General features: G+C 32.3%; 23 protein-coding genes. 17 read left to right on the top strand and 6 right to left on the bottom strand.

Features of this window, described 5'->3' with window-relative positions; translation table 11 throughout:
• Positions 1 to 824 precede the first annotated feature (824 nt).
• Genes mntC through AB1J10_RS05165 form a run of 3 tightly spaced genes read right to left on the bottom strand, consistent with a single transcriptional unit; the run spans position 825 to position 3,343 of the window.
• Positions 825 to 1,757: a manganese ABC transporter substrate-binding lipoprotein MntC gene (gene mntC, locus AB1J10_RS05175; RefSeq protein ID WP_064209570.1), complete on the bottom strand. Its 933-nt coding sequence runs from the start codon at positions 1,755 to 1,757 to the stop codon at positions 825 to 827.
• Positions 1,757 to 2,587, bottom strand: a complete 831-nt coding sequence (locus AB1J10_RS05170) for a metal ABC transporter permease (RefSeq protein WP_064209569.1) — start codon at positions 2,585 to 2,587, stop codon at positions 1,757 to 1,759. The genes mntC and AB1J10_RS05170 overlap by 1 nt, the downstream gene beginning before the upstream one ends.
• Before the next feature lie 21 nt (positions 2,588 to 2,608).
• On the bottom strand, positions 2,609 to 3,343 hold the full coding sequence (locus tag AB1J10_RS05165) for a metal ABC transporter ATP-binding protein (RefSeq protein WP_070038973.1): 735 nt from the start codon (positions 3,341 to 3,343) through the stop codon (positions 2,609 to 2,611).
• Between the two features lie 121 nt (positions 3,344 to 3,464).
• Between AB1J10_RS05165 and AB1J10_RS05160 the strand changes: the two genes are divergently transcribed.
• A complete protein-coding gene (locus tag AB1J10_RS05160) occupies positions 3,465 to 4,109 on the top strand; it encodes a metal-dependent transcriptional regulator (protein ID WP_046207315.1) in 645 nt (214 codons plus the stop codon).
• Between the two features lie 404 nt (positions 4,110 to 4,513).
• Here AB1J10_RS05160 and AB1J10_RS05155 read toward each other — a convergent pair whose 3' ends face one another.
• Positions 4,514 to 5,263: a M50 family metallopeptidase gene (locus tag AB1J10_RS05155; protein ID WP_070038975.1), complete on the bottom strand. Its 750-nt coding sequence runs from the start codon at positions 5,261 to 5,263 to the stop codon at positions 4,514 to 4,516.
• A gap of 255 nt (positions 5,264 to 5,518) precedes the next feature.
• Between AB1J10_RS05155 and tarA the strand changes: the two genes are divergently transcribed.
• On the top strand, positions 5,519 to 6,265 hold the full coding sequence (gene tarA, locus AB1J10_RS05150; protein WP_070038977.1) for an N-acetylglucosaminyldiphosphoundecaprenol N-acetyl-beta-D-mannosaminyltransferase TarA: 747 nt from the start codon (positions 5,519 to 5,521) through the stop codon (positions 6,263 to 6,265).
• A 158-nt stretch (positions 6,266 to 6,423) separates the two neighbouring features.
• Here the strand turns inward: tarA and tagH are convergent, their stop codons facing one another.
• On the bottom strand, positions 6,424 to 7,218 hold the full coding sequence (gene tagH / locus AB1J10_RS05145) for a teichoic acids export ABC transporter ATP-binding subunit TagH (protein WP_046207318.1): 795 nt from the start codon (positions 7,216 to 7,218) through the stop codon (positions 6,424 to 6,426).
• A gap of 365 nt (positions 7,219 to 7,583) precedes the next feature.
• Here tagH and AB1J10_RS05140 point away from each other — a divergent pair, with 365 nt between their 5' ends.
• The 4 genes from AB1J10_RS05140 (at position 7,584) to tagD (ending at position 11,150) form a co-directional block, all read left to right on the top strand.
• Positions 7,584 to 8,384, top strand: coding sequence for an ABC transporter permease (locus AB1J10_RS05140; protein ID WP_019468398.1), 801 nt, complete (start codon positions 7,584 to 7,586; stop codon positions 8,382 to 8,384).
• Positions 8,385 to 8,513: 129 nt separating this feature from the next.
• Positions 8,514 to 9,605 (top strand): teichoic acid glycerol-phosphate primase TarB, encoded by a 1,092-nt coding sequence (gene tarB / locus AB1J10_RS05135; RefSeq protein WP_070038979.1) that lies wholly within the window; start codon positions 8,514 to 8,516, stop codon positions 9,603 to 9,605.
• Positions 9,602 to 10,660 carry a glycosyltransferase family 2 protein gene (locus AB1J10_RS05130; protein ID WP_070038982.1) on the top strand — a complete coding sequence of 353 codons (1,059 nt, stop codon included), beginning with the start codon at positions 9,602 to 9,604 and terminating at the stop codon, positions 10,658 to 10,660. The genes tarB and AB1J10_RS05130 overlap by 4 nt, the downstream gene beginning before the upstream one ends.
• A 91-nt stretch (positions 10,661 to 10,751) precedes the next feature.
• Positions 10,752 to 11,150, top strand: a complete 399-nt coding sequence (gene tagD / locus AB1J10_RS05125; RefSeq protein ID WP_019468395.1) for a glycerol-3-phosphate cytidylyltransferase — start codon at positions 10,752 to 10,754, stop codon at positions 11,148 to 11,150.
• Positions 11,151 to 11,352: 202 nt separating this feature from the next.
• On the opposite strand, the gene pbp4 is transcribed toward tagD, so the two are convergent.
• A complete protein-coding gene (gene pbp4 / locus AB1J10_RS05120; protein WP_064209566.1) occupies positions 11,353 to 12,645 on the bottom strand; it encodes a penicillin-binding protein PBP4 in 1,293 nt (430 codons plus the stop codon).
• Between the two features lie 241 nt (positions 12,646 to 12,886).
• On the opposite strand from pbp4, the gene AB1J10_RS05115 reads away from it, so the two are divergent.
• The 11 genes from AB1J10_RS05115 (at position 12,887) to AB1J10_RS05065 (ending at position 25,266) form a co-directional block, all read left to right on the top strand.
• Positions 12,887 to 14,605 carry an ABC transporter ATP-binding protein gene (locus tag AB1J10_RS05115; protein ID WP_070038984.1) on the top strand — a complete coding sequence of 573 codons (1,719 nt, stop codon included), beginning with the start codon at positions 12,887 to 12,889 and terminating at the stop codon, positions 14,603 to 14,605.
• A gap of 338 nt (positions 14,606 to 14,943) precedes the next feature.
• A complete protein-coding gene (locus tag AB1J10_RS05110; protein WP_070038985.1) occupies positions 14,944 to 16,173 on the top strand; it encodes a NupC/NupG family nucleoside CNT transporter in 1,230 nt (409 codons plus the stop codon).
• Between the two features lie 648 nt (positions 16,174 to 16,821).
• Complete coding sequence (locus tag AB1J10_RS05105) at positions 16,822 to 17,658, top strand: YitT family protein (protein ID WP_046207325.1); 837 nt, start codon at positions 16,822 to 16,824, stop codon at positions 17,656 to 17,658.
• A 313-nt stretch (positions 17,659 to 17,971) separates the two neighbouring features.
• Positions 17,972 to 18,775, top strand: coding sequence for an ABC transporter ATP-binding protein (locus tag AB1J10_RS05100; protein ID WP_046207326.1), 804 nt, complete (start codon positions 17,972 to 17,974; stop codon positions 18,773 to 18,775).
• 8 nt (positions 18,776 to 18,783) lie between these two features.
• Positions 18,784 to 19,785: a FecCD family ABC transporter permease gene (locus tag AB1J10_RS05095; RefSeq protein ID WP_046207327.1), complete on the top strand. Its 1,002-nt coding sequence runs from the start codon at positions 18,784 to 18,786 to the stop codon at positions 19,783 to 19,785.
• Positions 19,782 to 20,798, top strand: a complete 1,017-nt coding sequence (locus AB1J10_RS05090; protein ID WP_046207328.1) for a FecCD family ABC transporter permease — start codon at positions 19,782 to 19,784, stop codon at positions 20,796 to 20,798. The genes AB1J10_RS05095 and AB1J10_RS05090 overlap by 4 nt, the downstream gene beginning before the upstream one ends.
• 240 nt (positions 20,799 to 21,038) lie before the next feature.
• Positions 21,039 to 22,007 (top strand): dihydroxyacetone kinase subunit DhaK, encoded by a 969-nt coding sequence (gene dhaK, locus AB1J10_RS05085; RefSeq protein WP_070038987.1) that lies wholly within the window; start codon positions 21,039 to 21,041, stop codon positions 22,005 to 22,007.
• A 31-nt stretch (positions 22,008 to 22,038) separates the two neighbouring features.
• A complete protein-coding gene (dhaL, locus tag AB1J10_RS05080) occupies positions 22,039 to 22,614 on the top strand; it encodes a dihydroxyacetone kinase subunit DhaL (RefSeq protein WP_070038989.1) in 576 nt (191 codons plus the stop codon).
• 1 nt (position 22,615) lies between these two features.
• Positions 22,616 to 22,981, top strand: a complete 366-nt coding sequence (gene dhaM, locus AB1J10_RS05075; protein ID WP_046207331.1) for a dihydroxyacetone kinase phosphoryl donor subunit DhaM — start codon at positions 22,616 to 22,618, stop codon at positions 22,979 to 22,981.
• A gap of 179 nt (positions 22,982 to 23,160) precedes the next feature.
• Entirely contained in the window at positions 23,161 to 23,661 is a 501-nt protein-coding gene (locus tag AB1J10_RS05070) for a hypothetical protein (RefSeq protein WP_046207332.1), read from the top strand.
• Positions 23,662 to 24,198: 537 nt separating this feature from the next.
• Positions 24,199 to 25,266, top strand: coding sequence for a YkvI family membrane protein (locus tag AB1J10_RS05065; RefSeq protein ID WP_107365518.1), 1,068 nt, complete (start codon positions 24,199 to 24,201; stop codon positions 25,264 to 25,266).
• Positions 25,267 to 25,363 lie beyond the last annotated feature (97 nt).

The following is a 25,363-nucleotide window of genomic DNA, read 5'->3' as shown; positions in this document are numbered from 1 at the left end:
CGTTTAACCCGACAACGATGGTATTAAGGATTACCTGAGCTGTTGCTCATGCATAAGCCCCACTAACCCAACAAGTTGGGAAGTGGTTTTAAGGATTACCTGAGCTTCTGCTCATGCATAAGTCCCACTAACCCAACAAGTTGGGAAGTGGGACTTTAAATTTTTAGTTCATCATCTACTGTCAATATGAAATGAGGTTGGTACGCATTGATTATGTACCAGCTTCTTTTTTATGCTCATGCATAAGTCTTACTAATTCAGCAAAGCTGAAAGTATAAAGAGGAACGCCTGAGCTGCTGCTCATGCATAAGTCTTACTAATACAGCTATAGCTGAAAGTATAAAGAGGAACGCCTGAGCTAATGCACATGCATAAGTCTTACTAATTCAGCTATAGCTGAAAGTATAAAGAGGAACGCCTGAGCTGCTACTCATGCATAAGTCTTACTAATTCAGCAAAGCTGAAAGTATAAAGAGGAACGCCTGAGCTGCTGCTCATGCATAAGTCTTACTAATTCAGCAAAGCTGAAAGTATAAAGAGGAACGCCTGAGCTAATGCTCATGCATAAGTCTTACTAATTCAGCTATAGCTGAAAGTATAAAGAGGAACTCCTGAGCTGCTGCGCATGCATAAGTCTTACTAATTCAGCAAAGCTGAAAGTAAGACTAAAAAAAATCTCCATCAATGGGGGGAGGAGCCAACCATTGATGGAGTTAAGGGAGATAGATGATTTAAGGCTTGAATACCACCATACCGTACGTCATTAGGAGGGAAACGTACGGTATGGGGCTATTCACCTACAATGTAGGTTAAATAGCCTTATTTTATTCCATACTACCGTGAACAGTATTGATATTTTCTTGCATCATATTAAAATATGAATCTCCTTTAGTGCCTTTTTTACCTATAGAATCTGTATATACTTCTCCATAAATATCTAAGTTTGTTTCTTCACTTAGACTTTGCATACTTTTCTTATCTACACTCGTTTCTACAAGTAAATGTTTAAGGTTATTGTCTTGAACAAATTTTACAGCTTGCTTCATCTGTTCAGGGGTACCTTGTTTTTCGGTATTGATTTCCCAAATATAACCAGGTTTAATATCAAACTGTTTTGAGAAATATTTAAAAGCACCTTCACTTGTGATCATTGCACGTTGTTCTTTAGGTATATCGTTGAATTTATCATGACTTTCTTTTTTCAAATCTTCTAACTTAGCGATATAATCTTTGGTATTACTTTGAATATCATCTTTATACTTGTCATTTTTCTTAATCAAGGCTTTGCTTATTTCTTCTACATATTTAATACCATTATCTAAACTTAACCAAGCGTGTGGATCTTGTTTTGATTCATCGCCTTCTTTAGCACCGTTTAAGTATAAAGGTTTAACATTTTTTGAAACTTTAACAACAGAACCATCTTCATATGACTTATTAGCTTGTGATAATGCGTTTTTAAACCAACCATTACCTGTTTCTAAGTTTAGCCCGTTATAAAACACAACGTCAGCATCTGTCAATGCTTTAATATCTTTTGGTTTTACTTCATATTCATGTGGATCTTGACCGATTGGGACGATACTATGAATATCTACGTTATCGCCTCCAACATTTTTGACCATGTCATAAAGGATTGAGTTTGTTGTTACAACTTTTATTTTTTCATGTGATTGAGAATTAGAATCGTTGTTTCCTTTACCACATGCACTTAAAAATAATAAAAGAATCATTGTAATTGTTAATAGTTTTTTCATTAAATTGCTCCTTTTTTTGTGAAAAATTGCATTTTATTACAAGTGAAAATAATGATATAAATGATAAACGCACATAAGACGATAGTTGCACCACTTGGAATATTATAAATATAACTAAAATACATACCGACAATTGAACTTATAACACTAATAAGACTAGAAATGATCATCATCGTATGTAATTTTTTAGCGATTAAAAATGCAGCTGAAGCAGGCGTAATCAATAAAGCGACAACTAATATAATACCTACTGTTTGTATGCTTGCTACCGTAACGAGTGAGAGCAATAGCATAACGAAATAGTGTAAAAATGTAGTGTTTAAACCACTCATTCTACTAAAAATCGGGTCGAATGTGGATATCATTAATGGTCTGTAGAAAGTTATAATTAAAATCATAACGATTAAACCAACTACGACTGTTGACCAAAATGTAGCGTGTGTCACTGCTAATAGGTTACCGAAAAGAATATGATATAAGTCGGTGGTACTATTAATGAGACTAATTAAAATGACCCCGGTAGCTAAAAATGCTGTGAAACTAATACCTATCGCAGCATCAGGTTTGGTCTTACTACTTTTGGTAATGAATCCGATAAAGATACTAGCAATCATACCTGTCACTAACGCTCCAACAAACATAGGAACGCCGAATAAAAATGATAATGCGACCCCAGGTAAAACTGCGTGACTCATTGCGTCTCCCATAAGGGACAGGCCTCTTAATACAATGAGGCAACCTACTGTACCACAAACGATTCCTACAACAATTGAAATAATCAATGCATTGCTTAAAAATTTGTATTCAAATAGGTGTTGAAAAAATTCCATATCGTGTTACTTCCTTTCTATTTATGCCGATTCTGACTTTTGTTGCTCTTCCTGTGTGGGGTTTAAGAAAGTTTCGTTTAAATGGTCAGGTTGCATCGCAAAATGACTTTCTCCAAAGAAACGAATTGTTTTGTTTAAAAGAATAACACGATTAAAATACTTTTCTGCTTTAGATAAATCATGGTGTACAATTAAAATTAATTTCCCAGCTTCTTTAAGCTCATTTAATTGAGTCATTATGATTTGTTCACTATGGAAATCGATACCTACAAATGGTTCATCTAAAAGATAGAGTGTACTTTCTGTCATGAGTGCTCTAGCTACTAAAACTCTTTGTAATTGACCTCCACTGAGTGCAGAAATTTGTCGATTTCTTAAATCTTGTAATTCTAATGTTGATAGTAGTTGATTAAGTCTAGCTCTTGTTTTAGGGGTAACAAACCTAAACCAACCAATATCTTTATAGGCACCTGAGAGTACAACATCTTCTACCTTAATTGGAAAGTCTAAGTCAATATGTGCTTTTTGTGGGATGTATGTAACATTTTTAAGTGTTTGTTGTATAGCAATGTTATGTAAATTAGCGATACCTGTTGACTTAAATTCACCAATAATTGATTTGAGTAAGGAAGATTTTCCTGCTCCATTGGGTCCCATAATACCTATAATTTCACCTTTTACGGGAATTTCTAAATTAATGTTTTCCAAGACATGTTTATTCCCTAAAGTGAGATTTAAGTTATTAATTTCTAACATTTTTCTACCTCCTTAAATTAAATTTTAGGCTAACCTAATTTAATTTATAATATAACATTAACTTTTAGCGTGTCAAGTAGATTCGTGATACAATAAAGTGAATGACTTGAGAGGTGAAACCATGCTAACTGAAGAAAAAGAAGATTATTTAAAAGCAATTTTGACTCATAATGGCGATCATTCTTTCGTTTCAAACAAGACGTTATCCCAGTATTTAAATATCAAACCACCATCTGTAAGTGAAATGGTGAATCGTTTAGAAAAATCGGGATTTGTAGAAACGAAGCCATATAAAGGTGTGCAATTGTCAGAAGAAGGTTTGACATATACCTTAGATATCATTAAAAGACATCGATTATTAGAATTATTTTTAATTAAGATATTAGAATATAATTGGGAAGAGGTACATCAGGAAGCTGAGGTGCTAGAACACAAAGTTTCACACTTATTTGTAGAACGTTTAGATAAATTATTAGATTACCCAATCACTTGTCCGCACGGTGGTATTATCCCTAGAGATAATAAATATAAAGAGATATATACTACAAATTTATTGTCGTTTGAAGCTGGTGATATAGTGACGATAAAACGTGTGCGAGATAGAACAGAATTGTTAGTTTATTTAACAAGTAAATCCATATTGATTGGGGAACAAATAAAAATATTAGATAAAGATGATACCAATAAAGTGGTAATGGTGCAGAAAGAAGAAAAAGTGACAGTACTGAGTTATGATAATGCAGAACATATTTATGCAGAAAAATAAGAATTTGCATACTGAAGTTTTTTATATGCAACTTAGAAGGATTTAAAAAATTGAAATCGTCTAGCTAATAAGCATAAGACAAAGCTTGAAAAGGACATTGTAGTCATATTTAATAGTTAATAGTGATATTGAAAGGAAAAAAGTCTGAGTCATAAATCCTAAAAAATAGCACACAGATGATTTAATTCAATCTATCTGTGTGCTTCTTGTTATTCAATGCTGCGGCGTATTGTTGGCTCGCTTTCTTAGAGGACAGCTTCTGCCCGTCGTCTTCAGTTTGTCCTGTTGTCTCAAGCGTCTTATCAAAATACAACCTATTAAAGCCGATTTTTATATTATTTCAATGGATATTGGCTTTTTCACTTACCCAATAATTTTATGTCCTAGACTCTTTTTGAAGAGGTCTAAGGAATAAAGTAAACTCGGAATAATTGATATACAGTAAATAAATTGATCGCTATCCAAATGAAGCTATAGAGAAAGGTTGGAACACGAGTCAATGCTTTTAAAGTGCTACCATCCCAAGTGATGTCATTTGATGAGAAAGTCAATTTGAATATTGTCCAAGATGATTGAAGAACTTCTCCTAATAAAACACCTAAGATAAAATGTTGTGTAATGGATATAACATAAAGTATCGCTAATTGATTATCACTTTTAAATAAGCAATATAATAAAAAAATTAAAAGTATTACTATGAACATTGGTAATAGCTTTCTAGATGTTAAGCATACAAAATATATAAATATTAATAGGTAAGCAGTGATAAACAAGCTTGGATATTGATATTGCGTAGATAGAAATCCTATATATAACATCAATGGCGGCATAACGTAGCCACCGAATGTAGTGATGGACTGACCAATACTATTTTTTGATTGTGTTATGGCGTAGCCTTGTTGAGATGTTGCTAGACGCTCAGCTGGCCTTGCCACAATCACTAAGTCTCTCGCTCGTCCACCGCTCAATTTATTAAATAATATATGTCCAAACTCATGTGTTAATACAGGGATATAGTTAAAATAGATATCTAAAAATTGGTTGATAGGTTTATTTCGATAAGTATGTATGATGATATAGATTATAGCCACTAAAACAATCCAATAAAGATGTAATTGAATAGAAGAACTGAAAAACGCATTTAGCTTAGACATGAAATACCTCATTTTTAGAATACGAAAATTTAATATTTTACGAGATACGATAATAATCAAATAGTATCTCACATATAATAGTATAAAGTAAGATCATCCATAAATCATTTGGACTTTTGATGTATATTATATTTTAAAGCGGTTTGACCTAGGTTTTATTAATATTGTAATATATGCGAGAGTAACGGTATTCATATTACAAGTAATGTATTATAGGGTAACGAGAAAAAGAATTGAGTTAGGAGATAACCAATTATGACAAGAGCTAATAAATTAGAAAAGGTAAACGTATTATCTGTTTTATTCGATAATGTAACGCTGACAGAAATGCGTGACCGTATAAAGCTTTTTTTTGAATCACAATCTGAAAAGAATTTATTTATTGTAACTGCTAATCCTGAAATAGTTGACTTTTCTACTGAAAATGAAGCATATCGTAAGTTAATTAACAAAGGAGACTATGTCATTCCTGATGGTACAGGTGTAGTTATGGCTTCAAAACTGCTTAAAACCCCTTTGAAAGAACGTGTTCCAGGTATAGAATTAATGGAAGCATGTTTGAAAATTGCTAATGCTAATTATCAAAAAGTCTTTTTATTAGGTGCAAAAGATGAGGTTGTCGTTCAAGCTGTGAAGAAATTAAGTGAAAAATACCCTAATATTCATTTTGATTATCACCATGGCTATTTTAATTTAGAAGATGAAACGGTATTGAAACACGTGAGTTCATTTAATCCAGATTATGTTTTCGTTGGTATGGGTTATCCTAAGCAAGAACAATGGATTGAACGTCATGATCATTATTTTAAACAGACATTACTAATGGGTGTAGGCGGATCTATTGAAGTTTTTAGTGGAACGAAAAAAAGAGCGCCCAAAATATTTCGTAAATTAAATATCGAATGGATTTATCGTTTTATCATTGATTGGAAACGGTTTGGTAGAATGAAAGCCATACCGAAGTTTGTATTTAAAGTGATTAAGCAAAAAGCAAAGCAATAAAAAATCGGCTATAGCATTGTTAAGCTATAGCCGATTTTTTTTACTACAATGACTTTGATATATTTAGCAAATATAAGTTTATTTTAGTTATGATTTATTTATTAAAATTGTCATGCAATTGTGCAGTCGTTATCTATGATATTTAACAGTCAATAAAATTATTTCACTTCAAATCTTGAGTTATCCAATTTACTTCTAAAGGCTTTTTGTTCCTCTTTGGAATATTTTTTAAAACCGTTTAAGAATTTTTCATATTCGGGTAAAACCTCGTCTAGTTCACCGAATTTTTTTAATTTACCAGCTTCTATCCACGCGATTTTAGTACAAAATTCACGCACTTGTTTCATATTATGGCTTACGAAGAAAATAGTTTTACCTTGCTTTTTATACTCGTAAATTTTATCTAAACATTTTTGTGCAAAAGTTTGGTCTCCAACTGATAATGCTTCGTCAATGACAAGAATGTCTGGATTTGTCGTGATATTAATTGAGAAACCTAACTTGGCTCGCATACCACTAGAATATTTTTTAACAGGTTGATAAATGAATTCTCCTAGTTCACTGAATTCAATAATATCAGGTGTTAAGGCTTTAATCTGTTTTCTTGTGAATCCCATGCATAACATTTTAAATTCTATGTTTTCAATACCTGTTAACTGTCCATTTAAACCAGCATTAATTGCAATCACACTAACTTCACCGTGGCGATTCACATCTCCAGCAGTAGGAGATAGGGAACCACCAATAATATTACTAAGCGTAGATTTACCTGACCCATTGATGCCTACAAGGCCTATAACATCACCTTCGTATGCTGTTAATGACAAATCATTCAGCGCATAAAATGTCTTGTTTTTATTAAAAGGGACTAAGGCATCTTTTAAACGCTCTTTATTATTGCGATAGATGCGGTATTCTTTAGTTACATGTTCAATGTTAACCGATACATTCATAATTTTACCTTCCTTATTTGCAGATAGTATATAGTATATTATATTATATATGAGTTGTTAAATTTATTAACCTATTGTAAAGTAAGTGAGTACAAATTTTAAGATAACGTTCTTATACAATTGTTAAAGTTTACTGAATTTAAGTTATAAAATCAACTAAAATGAGGTTATTTTAGCTTCGTTGTTTTTCTATTATACAACAATCATATGAGTAAGCACATCCGCTTTTATTACATAAAATATTTAATTTACCCAATTAAATATAGGTTGTTAAGATGAATAACAAAGCGTATATTAGATTTGAATGTAGACTTTTTATAGCATAATTATGATTAGCAAATTGATTGAAAGTGTGGTTTATTTAAATGAGTGCAGTGTGGGTAGTCTTAAAAGAGCATTTTAAAAATTTCTATCTAATTCAAAGGTTAGCACAATTCCAAGTTAAAATTACTAACACCAATAATTACCTTGGTATGGCTTGGGAATTAATTAATCCAGCAATGCAAATTATGGTTTATTGGTTTGTATTTGGTCTAGGAATTAGAACTAATAATCCAATCGAGGGTGTCCCATTTATTTATTGGTTACTCGTTGGTATTAGTATGTGGTTCTTTGTGAACCAAGGTATTTTAGAAGGTACGAAATCAATCGCAAGTAAATATAACCATGTCGCTAAGATGAATTTTCCGTTATCAATTATACCATCATATATAGTGATGAGTAGGTTCTATGGTCATATCGCACTATTAGTTGCTGTTATTTTATTATGTATGTTAGGTGGTTATTATCCATCTATTTATACATTACAATTATTTTTATATGTACCATTTGCATTAATTTTTACTACAACAGTAGCATTGTTTACTTCTACGTTAGGTGTATTAGTAAAAGATACTCAACCAGCAATTCAAGCATTGATGAGAATGGTATTCTTTGCTTCATCTATTTTAATTGTACCGCCAGAAGGTATTGTTAAAGATGTTATGCAACTGAATCCAATTTATTATCTTGCTGAGGCGTATCGTGCATCGGTTCTATATAACGAATGGTATTTTGTTACACATTGGGAATTAACATTTTATAACTTCTTTATCATTGTATTTTTATTTGTCATAGGATCTATATTGCATATGCGTTATAGAGATCATTTTGCAGACTTTATGTAATGGAATTCAGACAAAGACGATTTATATTTAATCCTTTGGTGGCTTAAAAGTCATTAAAGGATTTTTCTATAATTTTAAATATAAAATAGCTATAATAAAAGAGAATAAATAATTACCGGCGGTGGAAATTTGAGACAGTTAATAAAAAAACTTTATATGACAATCATTAGTTTTTTAAATTTGATATATATAAAGAAAAAAATAAATCATCATCATATTGTCGTCATGATGACATTTGTTGAAGATGTACTTCCAATCATCGAAGCATTAAATCGAAAATCTTATGAAGTGACAGTGATTGCCAAGGAAAGTAATAGAAAATATGTTGAACAATTAGACAATGTGACATTTATACCTGCGGGCAATAAAAAAGTCTTTAAACATATAAAGGCCTTGAGTACGGCAAAAATTATTGTGATAGATACATATTATTTATTGTTTGGCGGTTTCAAAAAGAAATCGCAACAGACAATCATTCAAACTTGGCACGCAGTTGGTGCACTGAAAAATTTTGGACTTACTGACCACCAAGTAGATTTAAATAATAAAAAAATGGTGAACCAATATAAAAATGTTTATCGCGCTACTGATAAATATTTAGTAGGGGGCGAACCAATGGTGAATTGTTTTAAATCCGCGTTTGGTGCGAAAGATGATCAATTTTTAAGAACTGGATTGCCTCGTCTTGTTCCATATGTAAATTTAGATATCAAACAAAAGCAGCAAGCTTTAAAGTTACAATATGGTATCAATGATAAATTAGCGCTTTATGTGCCAACGTATCGCGAGCATCACCAAGCCAATCAGATTATTGATAAGGCGCGTTTTGAAACAGCATTGCCTTCATACACATTGATGAGTAAGTTACATCCATCACTACCTCAAGATGAGCAACACAATATTAGTCTACAATCGCTTATGGTTATGGCGGACGTTATCATCACAGATTATAGCTCATTAGCAATAGAAGCAAGTTTGTTAAATAAGCCGACGCTTTTTTATGTCTATGATGAAGCAAATTATGAAAAAGTACGGGGGCTAAATTCATATTATTATGAAATTCCGGAATTTTACAAAGCATATAGCGAAGAAGACATCGTTCATATACTTCAAACACATGCAAGTGCATTAATGCCATTGTTCAAAAATTGGCATGACTATAATGTTCCAAATAGCTTAACTCAGGTTATAAATCATATAGAGAAAATGGTGAAAACATGAAAATATCAATTATCATACCTGTCTATAATGCAGCAAATACACTTCAAAGAGCAATAAGCTCTGTGGATACAAAGCAAGATTATGAAATTATTTGTATCAATGATGGATCAACAGATGAAAGTAAACAAGTTTTAGAAAGACTACAAAAAGCATACAAAAACATTCGTATTATTAATCAAGCAAATCAAGGTGCAGCTGTGAGCAGAAATAAGGCATTGGAGTATGTTACTGGTGATGCTTTTATGTTTTTAGATGCAGACGATGAATTTTTGCCAAATAGTATCGATGCTATGGCAGATTACTTTCAACAGGATGAACATGTAGATATTGTACTAGGACAAATTGGAAGACTAAATAAAGGTGCATGGCAAAGTTTTTATACACACCAACCCATACAAAAATTTGATAAAGTGAACTTAGCACAATGTCCTGAAATGATGCAATCTATTGGTCCAGGAGGCAAGTTATTTAGTGCGACATTCAAAGATTTACGCTTCGATGAAGATGTAGTGTTTTGTGAAGAGCATACATTTATGATATCAGCTTATAAGAAAGCACGAGATGTGCAATTATTACCTTTTATTGTGTATGGTTATCATGAAGAAAAAGGGTCGGTGACAGATCAAAGAGCAGATCGCTTTGTAAATTATATGAGCGATGCGATTAAAGTAAGACATAGAGTGATGCACACATTGTTATTAAGAGAAGAACGGATTTATTACAGTTATCGTATGGATGAACTCATTGTCAGTTACTTGTTGCAAGCATTTCTCACAAATAATAAAAAATTAACAGAACCATTTTTAGATGTCGTAACGTCTTATATGAATAATATGCAAGAAGCAGATTATTCAGGAGAAGCAATGTTTAGAATAATTAGGGTTGTTGAACAATGTGGAAAAAATTGGAATAAAGCGTTATATAAAAAATGGCGAGAAGCATTACTTAATGTAGGCATTGGTAGACCGAATTATTACCGCTTTCAAATGGAAGTGTTACCGAAACGTGTAAAATTCAGAGGTAAAATGAAATTAAAACAAATATTAAAAAAATGAATTTTGGGTATAGTTCGTAAACTTCAAATCAGTGTGCTATACTTTTAAAAAATGTAAATTTTAATTAAATTTTGTTAAGGAGTATGAGCGTATGAAACGTGTTATTACTTATGGAACGTATGATTTATTACATTATGGTCACATTGAATTATTAAGAAGAGCTAGAGAAATGGGCGATTATTTAGTAGTTGCACTATCTACAGATGAATTTAATCGCATTAAAAATAAAAAGTCTTATTATAATTATGAACAACGAAAGATGATGCTAGAGTCTATTCGTTATGTTGATCTTGTAATCCCTGAAAGTGGCTGGGGACAAAAAGAAATCGACGTCGATCGCTATGAAATAGATACTTTTGTAATGGGGCACGACTGGGAAGGTGAGTTTGACTTCTTGAAAGATAAATGTGAAGTGATTTACCTTAACCGTACAGAAGGTATTTCTACTACTAAAATCAAGAAAGAACTTTATGGTGATGCTGAAAAATAAATCAGCAGTCATTTGTTGATATTGAATTATAATTTTAATAAATCATATGTTAAATAAATATATTAAGTGAGGCTGGGACATCGTAATGTCTCAGCCTCAACTTGTTTTGTCATCGAACGATCAAGCTATGAAAAACCCCGAGAAGATTTCTAAGTTAAAGCATCTTTTCGGGGTATCATTTTGGCATTGATAATTCATGACTTTATTTATGATTTTTTCTGTTTTTGAAAGTTTCGATAATAAGATAAATAATAATTGCGATTGCAGCTATGATTAATATCGTTCCTAATAAAGTGAGGATTGGATGTTCATCCCACGTCGTTTTCACAACTGTCGTAGTTTGATGCAGAATTGGTTTGCTTACTTTAACAGTTGGTGGGCCGTATTTATCGGAAATAAATTTTCGATCATATTCAATATGCAATTTACCATCTTCAATTACATAGTTATAATCATTTTTATCGAAATCATTTGGAAGTACATCGTATAAGTCTTTTTCTACATAATATGTTTTTCCATTAATTTTGTGATTGCCTTTTGAAATAATTTTTTTATATTTATATTGATCAAAAGACATATTCATTAAGGCATTGCCCATCATATTACGTTGTTTCTCGCCACCTAAGTTGTCGTAGTTACCAGCACCCATTATTGTTTGATTAATTCTAAATTTATCTCTTTTTGTAGTGATAGTGTGATTGTAATCTGCAATGTCACTAGAGCCAGTTTTTAAACCATCTGTCCCCTCTAAACTCATATCCGCACCCTCTAAAGAGTGATTGAACGTGTAATATGTAACACCGTGTTGCGTTGGAGCTAATTGTTTAGTGAAATAAATGATTTTTGGTGTATCTTGAATGGTACGTTGAGCTAAAATTGCAAAATCTTTAGCGGTTGATGTATTATTCTCTTCATTTTTATATTTTTTTGGTGCAAAGTCTTTTAATTGTTTATTTTCAGCACCTGTTGGATTAACAAAATGTGTATCTTTCATACCTATTGATTTTGCTTTTTTGTTCATTGCATCTGTAAAATCTGAAAGGTTTCCAGATACTTCTTGACCTAATATAAGCGCTGCGGCATTACTTGAATTTGAAACAGTGATTTGGAGTAACTCTTTAATCGTGTAAGTCTCTCCAGGATAAAGCTTGGTATTACTTAATTCAGGCAAGGTAGACATGCTGTAATGTTTGTCTGTGATTTTAACTTTATCATCTAAAGATAAATCCCCACGATTAACGGCTTCGAGTGTTAAATACATGGTCATCAATTTGCTCATCGAAGCAGGATACCAATCTTTATCAGCGTTATATTGGTAAAGAATTTGACCGGTTTGGGCAATATTTACTGCACCTTCAGGTTGATAATTATCAGTAACATTATAACCATATTGATTTGCCGCCTGTGTAGGTGTGACTGTTTCAGCGTTGGCAAAAGGTGTTATAATTGAACCGACGAAGAGTACAGTTACAATTGCCAGAATTAACTTTCTCATAATTACATTCCCTCTTAATATGTTCTGTTTTATTGCAATAGAGGTATTTTAGCATATTGTATGTAGTTTATAAAATATTAAACAGAAGAATATTTTTTATAACTAATTTATTGAAAATTATTGTGTAAAACATGATAAAATAAATTGAAATTAATTTAACTTAATACTTTAAAATTAATCTGCTCAAAATTAATGTAAGTAAGAGGTAATTTAAAATATTTTTAGAAGAGGTAATTTAGATATGAATCAAGAGAATCCATTATTCTACTTATTTAAAAAATTATCATGGCCTGTTGGACTGATTATCATAGCTGTTTTAATTTCTTCATTAGGTAGTATTACAGGACTAGTAGTTCCTTTTTTTACAGGTAAGCTCGTAGATAAATTTTCTTTTAAAAATATTAATTGGATGTTTATCATAGCATTTATTTCTATATTTATTATGAATGCGTTGCTTAGCGGTATAGGACTGTATTTATTGAGTAAAATTGGTGAGAAAATCATTTATGCAATTCGATCCGTTTTATGGAAACACATCATTCACTTAAAAATGCCCTTTTTTGATAAAAATGAAAGTGGACAATTGATGAGTCGTTTGACAGACGATACAAAAGTAATCAATGAATTTATTTCACAAAAATTGCCCAACTTATTGCCTTCAGTATTGACTATTATCGGCTCTTTAATAATGTTATTTGTGATGGATTGGCAAATGACTTTGCTGACTTTTATCACGATACCTATATTTGTATTAATTATGATTCCATTAGGTAAAATTATGCAAAATATTTCTAAAAAAACACAGGCAGAGATTGCGAATTTCAGTGGCTTACTAGGTCGTGTATTAACAGAAATGCGCTTAGTTAAAGTTTCACGTACTGAAAAAATTGAGTTAAATAATGCGCATAAGAATTTACAAGAAATATACTTTTTAGGACTAAAGCAAGCTAAGATTACAGCTATTATACAACCTATATCTGGTGTAATTATGCTTTTAACGATTGCAGTTATCTTAGGTTTTGGTGCAATTCGAATTTCTACTGGAGCAATCACAGCAGGAACCTTAATTGCAATGATTTTTTATGTTATTCAACTTACGCAACCTATCATTAATTTATCAACTTTGGTTACAGATTATAAAAAAGCTGTAGGGGCAAGTAGTCGTATATATGAAATCATGGAAGAACCTACTGAAGTTTTTGAAATAGAACAAGCAAAACCAATGATTGATGGTAATTTAACATTTGAAAATGTACATTTTAAATACGGTAATAAACCAATTCTTACAAATGTGAGTTTTGATATACCATCTGGTAGTATTACTGCTTTTGTAGGACCTTCTGGTTCAGGTAAGAGTACAATTTTCAATATTATTGAACGAATGTATGACATAGAACAAGGTGATATCACTTATGGCGACCAATCGATTTATGATATAGATCTAGGTCATTGGCGTGAGAAAATAGGTTATGTCATGCAATCTAATTCAATGATGAATGGCTCAATCAGAGACAACATTTTATATGGCATTAATCGTGAAGTCTCAAACGAAGAATTAATTTACTATGCAAAATTAGCAAATTGTCACGAATTTATTATAGCGTTTGAAGATGGATATGACACAATTGTTGGCGAGCGAGGTTTGAAATTGTCAGGTGGCCAACGTCAACGTATAGATATTGCCAGAAGTTTTGTTAAAAATCCAGATATCTTATTATTGGATGAGGCAACCGCTAACTTAGACAGCGAAAGTGAGCGAAAGATTCAAGATGCTTTAGAAGAATTGATGGAAAACAGAACAACAATCGTGATTGCCCACAGACTATCTACAATTAAAAAAGCTGAACAAATTATTTTTATTGATAACGGTAGTGTGACAGGCATAGGCACTCATCAGGATTTGATTGGTAATCATGAAAAATATCAACAATTTGTTCATACACAAAATTTAACGAAGTAATATTGAAAACACGTATGATTGGATACTGGACAAATATATTTTTTGACTATAAACGAACCATAAATTTTTTATTTTATATAATGTACATACATGGTATAATTATTGTGAATTCATAAGTGACAATCATTTGGGGAATGATAGATTTTTATCAAGAATGAAATTAAATAAATGGATTACAAAATTTAAGATGAGTATATTCGCTGCTATATAATTAAAATTGATAATTAACTTAATGAGCGAGAGCAGATATACTCATCTTAATAATTCTTATACATAATCGAGTGTTGCTTTTAAATATTCAAGTAGTTATTTATTCAATAAGAAATGGTGGGTGTATGATGTTTTTACTTATTAATATTATTGGGTTAATTGTGTTTTTAGGTATTGCTGTACTTTTTTCCAGAAAGAAATCAGATATCCAGTGGAAATCTATTGGCATTTTAGTCGTAATCAACTTATTCTTAGCATGGTTCTTTATGTATTTCCCTTGGGGGAAGTCAGCGGTTCAATTATTGGCAAATGGTATATCATGGGTTATTGATTCTGCACATGTAGGTACGGGATTTGCTTTTGCCAGTTGGACAAATACAGAAATGATGGATATGGCTGTGAGTGCGCTATTTCCAATTCTATTAGTAGTACCACTTTTTGATATTTTGATGTATTTTAATATTTTACCCAAAGTTATAGGTGGTATTGGTTGGGCTTTAGCTAAAATTACACGTCAGCCAAAATTCGAATCTTTCTTTGGTATAGAAATGATGTTTTTAGGTAATACAGAAGCATTAGCAGTTTCAAATGAACAATTGAAACGCATGAAAGAAACACGTGTGTTAACAGTGGCAATGATGTCCATGAGTTCGATATCTGGTGCAATTGTTGGCGCGTATGTATCGATGATACCAGGTGACTTAGTGCTAACTGCTATTCCATTAAATATCATTAATGCAATTATAGTTTCTTCTATTTTAAATCCTGTTTCTGTGGAAGAAAAAGAAGATATTATTTATAGTATCCGTAATGAAGAAATTGAAAAACAGCCGTTTTTCTCATTTTTAGGAGATTCAGTATTAAATGCAGGTAAATTGATTTTAATCATCATTGCTTTTGTTATCAGTTTTGTTGCACTTTCTGATTTAATTGACCGTTTTATTAATTTAATCACAGGTATTATCGGTGGTTGGGCTGGTATAAAAGGAAGTTTTGGCCTAGATCAAATTCTCGGTACTTTTATGTATCCATTTGCTTTATTACTAGGATTACCGTTTGATGAGGCATGGATAGTGGCACAACAAATGGCGAAAAAAATTGTGACAAACGAATTTGTGGTGATGGGTCAAATTAAAGATGTTATTGATTCATACTCACCACACAGACGTGCAGTTATTGCAACATTTTTAGTATCGTTTGCGAACTTCTCAACAATAGGGATGATTATTGGAACATTGAAAGGCATTGTAGATAAGAAAACATCTGATTTTGTTTCGCAATATGTTCCAATGATGTTGCTTGCAGGAATTCTAGTATCGTTAATGACAGCTGGATTTGTTGGTTTGTTTGCTTGGTAATGATGGGTTGTAAGTCAATGACTCGCTTAAAGATGATATATGTCGAAATAATTGTCTAGGTCTATCAATCATGTAAGAAAATTAAATACAGTGAATTTATAATCGATCGTCTTGAAGTAAAAGTTGTATTAATTACTTAGTTGATATCAATAGACGGTAAAAAAGGAGCGTGTGAAATCAATTGATTATTGATATCAATAACGCTCCTTTTTTATATTAATGCTTGTTCGTATATGTATTATGATGATTTTAAAATAAAAAATAAAGCCAAGTAATTGACGTGAGGAGACACATGCAATATTACTTGGCTTTTACGGGAAATGAATTAATTGTATATTAATAGTAAGGACTAGGTACTAAAAATATACTCGAGCAAAAATTGTTTTGTATGTTACTATAAACAACACAAAGGAGATGGCTTCTTATTGGCAATCAATAAGAAGATAAATTTTATTATAGCAAAGGAAAGTGTATAAGTAAACCGAAAATTCAGAATTTTTGAACTTTTAAAAGTGTAATAAAAAGAAATGTTATAATATCAAGGTTTTACAAGTAAGTGATTCAGAATTTTTTTCAAATATTGTTGTGGTATGTTCGATAGTTTGCTAATATTCAATTGATTGAAGTTAATATGAGGGGGTCATGTGGGTGAATAAAACAGTACGAGATTTGTTATTCGTTATAATTGGGTCATTTATATTTTCAGCAGGCGTTAATACTTTTATCATATCTGCTGATTTAGGCGAGGGAGGCGTGACCGGTATAGCTATCGTACTTTATTATGCCTTTCACATATCTCCTGGTGTAACAAACTTTGTATTTAATGCAGTACTTATCGCTATAGGTTACAAGTTTCTAAGTAAGAGAAGTATGTATTTAACGATAATAGCGACAATATTAATCTCACTATTTTTAGAATTAACAGTGAGTTGGAAAATTGAGACAGGTAATATTTTAGTTAATGCAGTATTTGGTGGCATGTCTGTAGGTCTAGGTATTGGTATTATCGTACTTGCTGGAGGGACAACTGCAGGAACAACGATTTTAGCTAGAATTGCTAATAAATATTTAGATGTTAGTACACCTTATGCACTGTTGTTCTTTGATTTAATTGTTGTTGCAATTTCATTAACAGTAATTCCTGTTCCGAGTGCGTTGGTTACAGTAATCTCACTTTATATCGGTACAAAAGTAATGGATTATGTCATAGAAGGTTTAAATACGAAAAAAGCAATGACGATTATTTCTAGTAAACCAGATGAAATAGCTAAAGTGATTGATGAACAGGTAGGACGTGGGTTGACAATTTTAAATGGGAGAGGCTATTTCTCTAAACAAGAAAAAGACATATTGTATGTTGTTATTACTAAAACGCAAGTTAGTAAAGCGAAACGTTTAATCAAACGCATTGATAACGAAGCATTCTTAGTGATTCATGATGTTCGTGATGTTTATGGTAATGGTTTCTTAATTGATGAACATTAAAAATGAAAAAATGCTAATTAAAACCTTGGTGTATGGATTAGATCCTACATCAAGGTTTTAATTTGAGTATCGCTACAATAATCCGATAACTAAGAATTTTCTTATATTGCTAAAAAAACTGTATGGCAATTTAAAATATATTCATAAACCATACATTTTGCTTGCTATCATAAAACATTTATTAGTCATCATATCTAAAAAATGATATAATATCATCTGTGATAATGATTATCATTTAAAGGACAAATTAGAATAAAAATGACATAGATATAGATTGTTTTTGGTACATTTTGTATTAGGAAGAAGGGAAATTATGACTCGATTAGAAGGAGAACAAGTTACGATAGGTTATGGGGATAATGTTATTGTAGATAATTTAGATGTTCATATTCCGACTGGTAAAATCACATCTATTATAGGACCCAATGGTTGTGGAAAGTCTACATTACTAAAAGCATTGTCACGTCTTTTACCGATTAAAGATGGCGAAATTAAATTAGATGGTGAAAATCTGCATACACAATCAACAAAAGAAGTTGCCAAAAAAATTGCGATTTTACCACAATCACCAGAAGTGGCCGATGGACTTACGGTTGGAGAGCTTGTTTCATATGGTCGCTTTCCACATCAAAAAGGATTTGGGAGACTTTCTGCGGAAGATAAAAAGGAAATTGATTGGGCCATGAATGTAACAGGTACTTATGAATTCCGATTACGTTCTATCAACGATTTGAGTGGTGGTCAACGTCAAAGAGTATGGATTGCGATGGCATTGGCTCAAAGAACGGATATTATTTTCTTGGATGAGCCTACAACATATTTAGATATTTCACATCAATTAGAAATTTTAGAATTAATTACCCAATTAAATCAAGAACAAGGTTGTACTATTATTATGGTGTTGCATGATATTAATCAAGCAGTTCGATTCTCAGATCATCTGATTACGATGAAACAAGGAGACATTGTTGCTGCTGGAGGTACAGAAGATGTTTTAACCAAAGAAAACTTAGAAAAAGTATTCAATATAGATGTAGAGATTAGTACAGACCCTAGAACAGGGAAACCTATGCTAGTTACCTATGATTTATGTAGAAAAAGCTATTCAGAAATTTAGGTGTAATCATGGCTACGCAAAAAAAGGGAAAATTAAGCTTCACAACAACATTAATAATTAGTTTGGTTCTATTAGTCATTGCTTTGACGGTATCAATATTGATTGGAGATGCTAAAATTCACATTTCTACAATATTTGATGCGATATTTAATTATGATAATAAGAATCAACAACATAATATTATTAGTGAAATACGTATACCAAGAGATATAGGAGCAATGCTTGTAGGTGTAGCATTAGCGACTTCAGGTGCAGTCATTCAAGGCGTTACTAAAAATGGTTTAGCAGATCCGAGTTTAATCGGATTAAATTCAGGCGCTTCATTTATGTTAGCGCTAACTTTTGCATTTTATCCAACAGCACCATTTATAGTGCTTATGATTGCAGGATTTATCGGAGCAATCATGGGTGGATTTATTGTATTGATGATTGGCAGGTCAAGAAGTGATGGCTTTAATCCGATGAGAATTATACTGGCTGGAGCTGCCGTAAGTGCTTTGCTAACAGCCTTGAGTCAAGGTGTAGCGTTATTGTTTAGATTAAATCAAAGTTTAACGTTTTGGAGCGCTGGTGGAGTTTCTGGTACGACTTGGGGGCAGCTTGTTTGGGCAGCACCATTTATTATTATTGCATTAGTTATCATTATTGCGATGAGTAAACATCTAACTATTTTAAATTTAGGTGAAACTTTAGCAATTGGATTGGGACAAAATGTTGCTTTAACACGTGCAATTGCTTTGATTATATCCATGGTTATGGCAGGTATTGCCGTAGCAATGGTGGGTCAAATAGCATTTGTAGGACTAATGGTTCCACATATTGTACGTTATTTAGTTGGTACAGACTACGCTCGTGTTCTGCCATTAACTGCTGTTATTGGCGGGTTATTGCTACTCGTTGCTGATACGGTAGCGCGCATGTTAGGTGAAGCTCCAGTAGGTGCAATCATTTCATTTATTGGCGTACCTTACTTCTTGTATTTGGTTAAACGAGGAGGACGCTTTTCATGATAGACCCAAAATTAAGATATAAACAGTTCATTACCATGATTATTCTTATAATATTGGTGGTATTCGCATGTGCTTGGAGTATGACTTCAGGTGAATATAAGATGTCTATAGGTACTTTTTTTAAAACGCTTATAGGTCAAGGTGAATATACCGACACACTCATACTTATGGAATTTAGATTTCCGAGAATGGTTATTACTATTTTAGCTGGTGCTGCTTTAGCAATGAGCGGAGCTATCATACAAAGTGTAACTAAAAACCCTTTAGCGGAACCTGGTATTTTAGGTATAAATGCAGGAAGTGGGTTTGCTATAGCACTATTTATTGTAGTTGGTCAAGTGAATGCAGATAATTTTGTATATGTATTACCAATTATAAGTATGATCGGTGGTATACTGACTGCGCTAGTTATTTTTTCATTTAGTTATAATAAAGGAGAAGGTATTACACCAGCAAGTATGGTGTTAGTAGGCGTGGGTATGGCTACTGCTTTAAGTGGTGGGTCCTTGACGTTAATGTCAACATTTGACGAAGATCAATCAGAGTTTATTGCTTCATGGCTTGCGGGTAATATTTGGGGCGATGAATGGGCGTTTGTAATTGCCTTTTTACCTTGGGTCATTGTACTGATACCGTTTTTATTATTAAAAGCGAATGTTTTAAATTTATTAAATACGCATCAACATATTGCTCAAGGTGTAGGTGTGAAAATTGGTAGAGAACGAATTGTATTATTGTTAATAGCAGTAGTTCTGTCGTCAGCTGCAGTATCCGTGGCAGGAGCTATTGGTTTTATAGGTTTGTTAGGTCCACATATTGCTAAATCAATTGTTGGTCCGAGACATCAAATGTTTCTACCAATTTCCATATTTATTGGTGCCTTTTTACTTGTGTTGGCAGACACTGTCGGACAAGTGATATTACAGCCTTCTGGTATGCCAGCTGGTATTGTTGTATCAATTATAGGCGCACCTTATTTTTTATATTTAATGTATAAAACAAAATCAGTTTAAATATGAAAATAGAAATCATTAAATGTTTGTGTGTAATAAATAAGTATGCAATAAAATTTCGTTATAACTAGATAGTCATTTAAGAAAAACTTTACAGATGGGCGGGTTTTAGAATCAATTTTGAAAAAGATTGATTGAGAACCCGCTCTTTTTTTAAAAATAAACCCTTTGAGTTGTTAGCGTTTACATTTGTGTGTAGGGTATACTATAAGTGAATAGTGAAAACAGGAGGTCCTCAATATGAAAAAGCTCATTAAAGATAAATCACAATTTTTACCAGATATGTTAGATGGTCTTTCGATTTCAAATAAAAATGTCGAAGTAATTGCTGATACGGTGGTTGTACGTAAACATAAAAAAGAAAAAGGCGTAGCGATTGTATCTGGTGGTGGCAGTGGTCATGAGCCAGCACATGCAGGTTACGTAGCGCAAGGTATGTTAGATGCTGCAGTGTGTGGTGAGGTATTTACATCTCCAACGCCAGATAAAATTTTAAGTGCGATTAAAGCTGTGGACAATGGAGATGGTGTACTGCTTGTTGTTAAAAACTATGCAGGTGATGTCATGAATTTTGAAATGGCACAAGAAATGGCAGAAATGGAAGATATCCAAGTAGAAACCGTTGTGGTCAAAGACGATGTTGCTGTTAGTGATGAAGCACAACGTAGAGGCGTTGCTGGAACAGTATTTGTGCATAAAATAGCTGGATATTTAGCAGAAAACGGAGCCTCACTATCGCAAATTAAAGAAAAATTAAATGAATTATTACCAACTATCAAATCAATAGGTATGGCTTTAACGCCACCATTGGTTCCGACAACAGGTCAATATGGCTTTGATATAGATGATGAATCTATGGAGATTGGTATCGGCATACATGGTGAAAAAGGTCTCTCACGCCAAAAAGTTGAAAGTGTAGATTTAGTCGTTGAACGATTGATTGCCGAACTATTGAAAGAGATAGATGATGAACGACTTATTGTGATGATAAACGGTATGGGAGCTACACCTTTATCTGAACTAAATATTGCAACAAAATACGTGGCACAACAACTCGAAGATAAACAAAAAGATGTGAAATTATGGTTAGTTGGAGACTATATGACTTCATTAGATATGGAAGGTTTATCAATAACATTTTTACCATATACGGAACAAGTTTATGAAGCATTGATTGCACCGACAAGTAGCCCGTATTTTAATGCTTAAATAAAAAATATAGGTTAGGAAGTGAAGCGGAATGAATGTGTCAGAGTTAAAAGAGAGATTGCTTAATTTAGTTGATGTCTTTGAAGAGAAAGAATCATTATTAACAGAATTAGATAGAGCAATTGGTGACGGTGATCATGGCGTAAATATGTTAAGAGGGTTTAAAGCCTTGCCCGAACAGCTAGATGATAGCTCTGTGTCTACATTATTAAAATCTACTGGTATGGCTTTAATGTCTAATATTGGTGGTGCTTCTGGTCCACTTTATGGATTTAGTTTTGTGAAAATGTCTCAAGTTGTTGGTGATGAAATTGATAAAGAGAATTTAAAAACAATGCTTAACACATTTTCGGAGGCAGTTGCGCAACGTGGGAAAGTAGAGTTAAATGAAAAGACAATGTATGACGTTATTGAACGTACCAACAAAGCGATAAATAATGGTGAAACTTTATCATTTGAAGATTTACAATCTTTGGCAGAAGCAACTAGGGATATAGAAGCAACGAAAGGTAGAGCAGCCTATTTTAAAGAAGCGTCAAAAGGGCATGTGGACCCGGGTGCACAAAGCAGTGTATATATTTTAAACGCATTAATAGGAGCTGATTAATATGACACAAATTATTATTGTAAGCCATAGTAAAGAGATAGCAGATGGTACAAAAGCTTTGGTAAATCAAATGGTAGGAGAGAATATTAAGATTACTGCACAAGGTGGTGTGCATGGTGAAATTGGCACATCATATGATGATATCCAAACAATGGTGAATCAAGTAGATGACGACGCATTATGTTTTTATGACATAGGTTCTGCTGAAATGAATACAGATTTAGCGATTGAGATGTATGAGGGAGAGCATCGTTTAGAAAAAATAGATGCCCCGATTGTTGAAGGTACTTTTACTGCAGCAGTAAATCTTTCTGTAGGAAAAACGATAGATGAAGTGTTAGATGAGTTGAATACGAAATTTGGCTAAGTCAACGTATTAATCAATGATCTCTTTCAAGTAGTTATAATGATATATATAGCGTATGTCGTTCTAACTGCTTCAATTAACTTGACAAAAATATTCTTTTTTATATGAATATATAATTAAGATATGGTAAAATGAGACTTAACTGTTAAAGAACTCTGGATATCTAGGAGGACATTGCAATGAAAGAATTGATACAAAAGCATGTCTTAAACGGCGAATTTGAATCAGTATACCGTCTTATGTCCCAGACAGATTTTATGGAATTTGAAGAAGCTTATATCTCAAGCGCTCATGAAGTGGAAAGTATCATGTTTTATACATGTATTTTAGATATGATGAAAACTGAAGAAACAGCAGAAATGCATGACTTAGCTTTTCTACTACTCGTTTATCCATTAAGTGAACTACAAGGTGCTTTAGATTCTGCATATTATCATGCAGAGTCATCCATAAAACTTACTGACGGCAAAGAAGTAAAAAGCTTATTACAGATGTTGTTATTACATGCAGTTCCTGAACCAGTCATTTCTGATAAAAAAGCATTAGAGATTTCTCGTCAAATACTTAAACTAGATCCAACAAATAGCGTTGCGCGTAATGTACTAAAAGAAACAGCAAAACGTTTAGATAATGTTGTCGTTGATTTCAATGAACTTAATCGTTTTAAAAATGCACATTAACTTGAGTAAGTGACAGTTAAATCATAGAATAGTGTTTAATTCTGATGTGAAAACAATTGTATATGAAAATGACTTTTTGAGGCTGAGACAAATTGATTGTCTCAGCCTTTTTCATGAGCATAGTTCAGATATTTATTTTAAATCAGTAAAGTTTCTGCTTCGTTTTTCTTTTCATTATTGTTATAACATTAATCAAAATAAGACTTAAATTTATTTTTTATATTTGTTTGGTATAGTGGATGATGATGCAATGAAAATTTTTTCAAAAAATTTTTCATTATAATTTTTGAATTATTATGAAATTTAGAAATGTATAAATTTGCAAAAAGTTATTGGAATTTATTCATATTTATAGTGTATCTTGGAATTGACGATTTATTTTTAAAAGATAAAATGAATGATTAAAAAGAAATATATTGCTTAACTATTATGTTTAATTTTAATGAATTGTGCAAATCTTAATTTTCTCATGTTGCAAATTACAGTCAGTACGTTATAATTACAAAATGTGTTAACTATGAGGAGGTTATTTATCACATGGGGTTGAATAAAGAAGCTATAAAAATTGGTTTCGCTTACGTCGGTATCGTAGTAGGTGCTGGCTTTTCAACAGGACAGGAAGTTATGCAATTCTTCTCGCCATATGGCTTATGGTCATATATTGGTGTTTTACTTTCTGGGCTAATTTTAGGATTTATTGGTAGACAAGTTGCGAAAATTGGTACTGCGTTTGACGCACAAAACCATGAATCAACTTTGGACTACTTATTTGGAAATGCGTTCAGTAAAATCGTAGATTACTTACTAATCTTTTTCTTATTTGGTATTTCAGTTACTATGATTGCTGGAGCAGGATCAACATTTCAAGAAAGTTTCGGTGTACCAACGTGGTTAGGTGCATTGATAATGGTAATTGCAATATATATCACACTATTGATGGACTTTAATAAAATCGTACGAGCTTTAGGTATTGTTACGCCATTCTTAATTATATTAGTAGTTATTATTGCTGCTTACTATCTTTTCAATGGTAGTATTTCATTAGGTAAAGTTAACGAAACTGTACCAAGTGACAGCTTATGGTTAGGTATACTTAAAGGTATTAACTATGGTGGTCTTGCATTTGCGGTAGGATTCAGTACTATTGTCGCTATAGGCGGCGATGCTTCAAGACGTCGTGTTTCAGGCGCTGGTGCGCTATTTGGTGGTATTATTTATACCGTGTTATTAGCGTTAATTAACTTTGCATTACAGTCTGAATTTCCAAAAATCAAAGATGCAGATATTCCGATGTTAACATTAGCAAATGCAATTAATCCTTGGATAGCACTAGTGTTATCAGTAATTATGTTAGCAGTAATGTATAATACAATTCTTGGTTTAATGTATTCATTTGCAGCGAGATTTACAGAACCGTATAGTAAAAAATATCATATCTTTATCATAATTATGGTACTTGTGGCTTATGGTTTAAGCTTTGTAGGTTTCGCAGGTTTAATCAACTATTTATATCCAATAATGGGATATGTTGGTCTTATTGTTGTTATTGGAGTACTTATTAAGTATTACAGTAGAAAACGACAAAACAAGAAATTTATTGCTTAACTTTTAAAAGTGAAAAATTGTAAATTGATATATGATATAACTCAGCTTGCTAACGTATGCAAGCTGAGTTTTCTAGTTTATTATCCTTGTAATACTA

This window comes from Staphylococcus cohnii species complex 1663 (assembly GCF_041008415.1).
Lineage (GTDB): Bacteria > Bacillota > Bacilli > Staphylococcales > Staphylococcaceae > Staphylococcus > Staphylococcus ureilyticus.
The sequence above is the reverse complement of the archived record's forward strand: the minus strand, read 5'-3'. Positions and strand labels throughout refer to the sequence as shown.

What these genes read in the sequence shown, in the direction of transcription:
- mntC (WP_064209570.1), bottom strand. Translation starts at nt 1,757, where the DNA reads ATGAAAAAACTATTAACAATTACAATGATTCTTTTATTATTTTTAAGT.
- AB1J10_RS05170 (WP_064209569.1), bottom strand. Translation starts at nt 2,587, where the DNA reads ATGGAATTTTTTCAACACCTATTTGAATACAAATTTTTAAGCAATGCA.
- AB1J10_RS05165 (WP_070038973.1), bottom strand. Translation starts at nt 3,343, where the DNA reads ATGTTAGAAATTAATAACTTAAATCTCACTTTAGGGAATAAACATGTC.
- AB1J10_RS05160 (WP_046207315.1), top strand. Translation starts at nt 3,465, where the DNA reads ATGCTAACTGAAGAAAAAGAAGATTATTTAAAAGCAATTTTGACTCAT.
- AB1J10_RS05155 (WP_070038975.1), bottom strand. Translation starts at nt 5,263, where the DNA reads ATGTCTAAGCTAAATGCGTTTTTCAGTTCTTCTATTCAATTACATCTT.
- tarA (WP_070038977.1), top strand. Translation starts at nt 5,519, where the DNA reads ATGACAAGAGCTAATAAATTAGAAAAGGTAAACGTATTATCTGTTTTA.
- tagH (WP_046207318.1), bottom strand. Translation starts at nt 7,218, where the DNA reads ATGAATGTATCGGTTAACATTGAACATGTAACTAAAGAATACCGCATC.
- AB1J10_RS05140 (WP_019468398.1), top strand. Translation starts at nt 7,584, where the DNA reads ATGAGTGCAGTGTGGGTAGTCTTAAAAGAGCATTTTAAAAATTTCTAT.
- AB1J10_RS05130 (WP_070038982.1), top strand. Translation starts at nt 9,602, where the DNA reads ATGAAAATATCAATTATCATACCTGTCTATAATGCAGCAAATACACTT.
- tagD (WP_019468395.1), top strand. Translation starts at nt 10,752, where the DNA reads ATGAAACGTGTTATTACTTATGGAACGTATGATTTATTACATTATGGT.
- pbp4 (WP_064209566.1), bottom strand. Translation starts at nt 12,645, where the DNA reads ATGAGAAAGTTAATTCTGGCAATTGTAACTGTACTCTTCGTCGGTTCA.
- AB1J10_RS05115 (WP_070038984.1), top strand. Translation starts at nt 12,887, where the DNA reads ATGAATCAAGAGAATCCATTATTCTACTTATTTAAAAAATTATCATGG.
- AB1J10_RS05110 (WP_070038985.1), top strand. Translation starts at nt 14,944, where the DNA reads ATGTTTTTACTTATTAATATTATTGGGTTAATTGTGTTTTTAGGTATT.
- AB1J10_RS05100 (WP_046207326.1), top strand. Translation starts at nt 17,972, where the DNA reads ATGACTCGATTAGAAGGAGAACAAGTTACGATAGGTTATGGGGATAAT.
- AB1J10_RS05095 (WP_046207327.1), top strand. Translation starts at nt 18,784, where the DNA reads ATGGCTACGCAAAAAAAGGGAAAATTAAGCTTCACAACAACATTAATA.
- AB1J10_RS05090 (WP_046207328.1), top strand. Translation starts at nt 19,782, where the DNA reads ATGATAGACCCAAAATTAAGATATAAACAGTTCATTACCATGATTATT.
- dhaK (WP_070038987.1), top strand. Translation starts at nt 21,039, where the DNA reads ATGAAAAAGCTCATTAAAGATAAATCACAATTTTTACCAGATATGTTA.
- dhaL (WP_070038989.1), top strand. Translation starts at nt 22,039, where the DNA reads ATGAATGTGTCAGAGTTAAAAGAGAGATTGCTTAATTTAGTTGATGTC.
- dhaM (WP_046207331.1), top strand. Translation starts at nt 22,616, where the DNA reads ATGACACAAATTATTATTGTAAGCCATAGTAAAGAGATAGCAGATGGT.
- AB1J10_RS05070 (WP_046207332.1), top strand. Translation starts at nt 23,161, where the DNA reads ATGAAAGAATTGATACAAAAGCATGTCTTAAACGGCGAATTTGAATCA.
- AB1J10_RS05065 (WP_107365518.1), top strand. Translation starts at nt 24,199, where the DNA reads ATGGGGTTGAATAAAGAAGCTATAAAAATTGGTTTCGCTTACGTCGGT.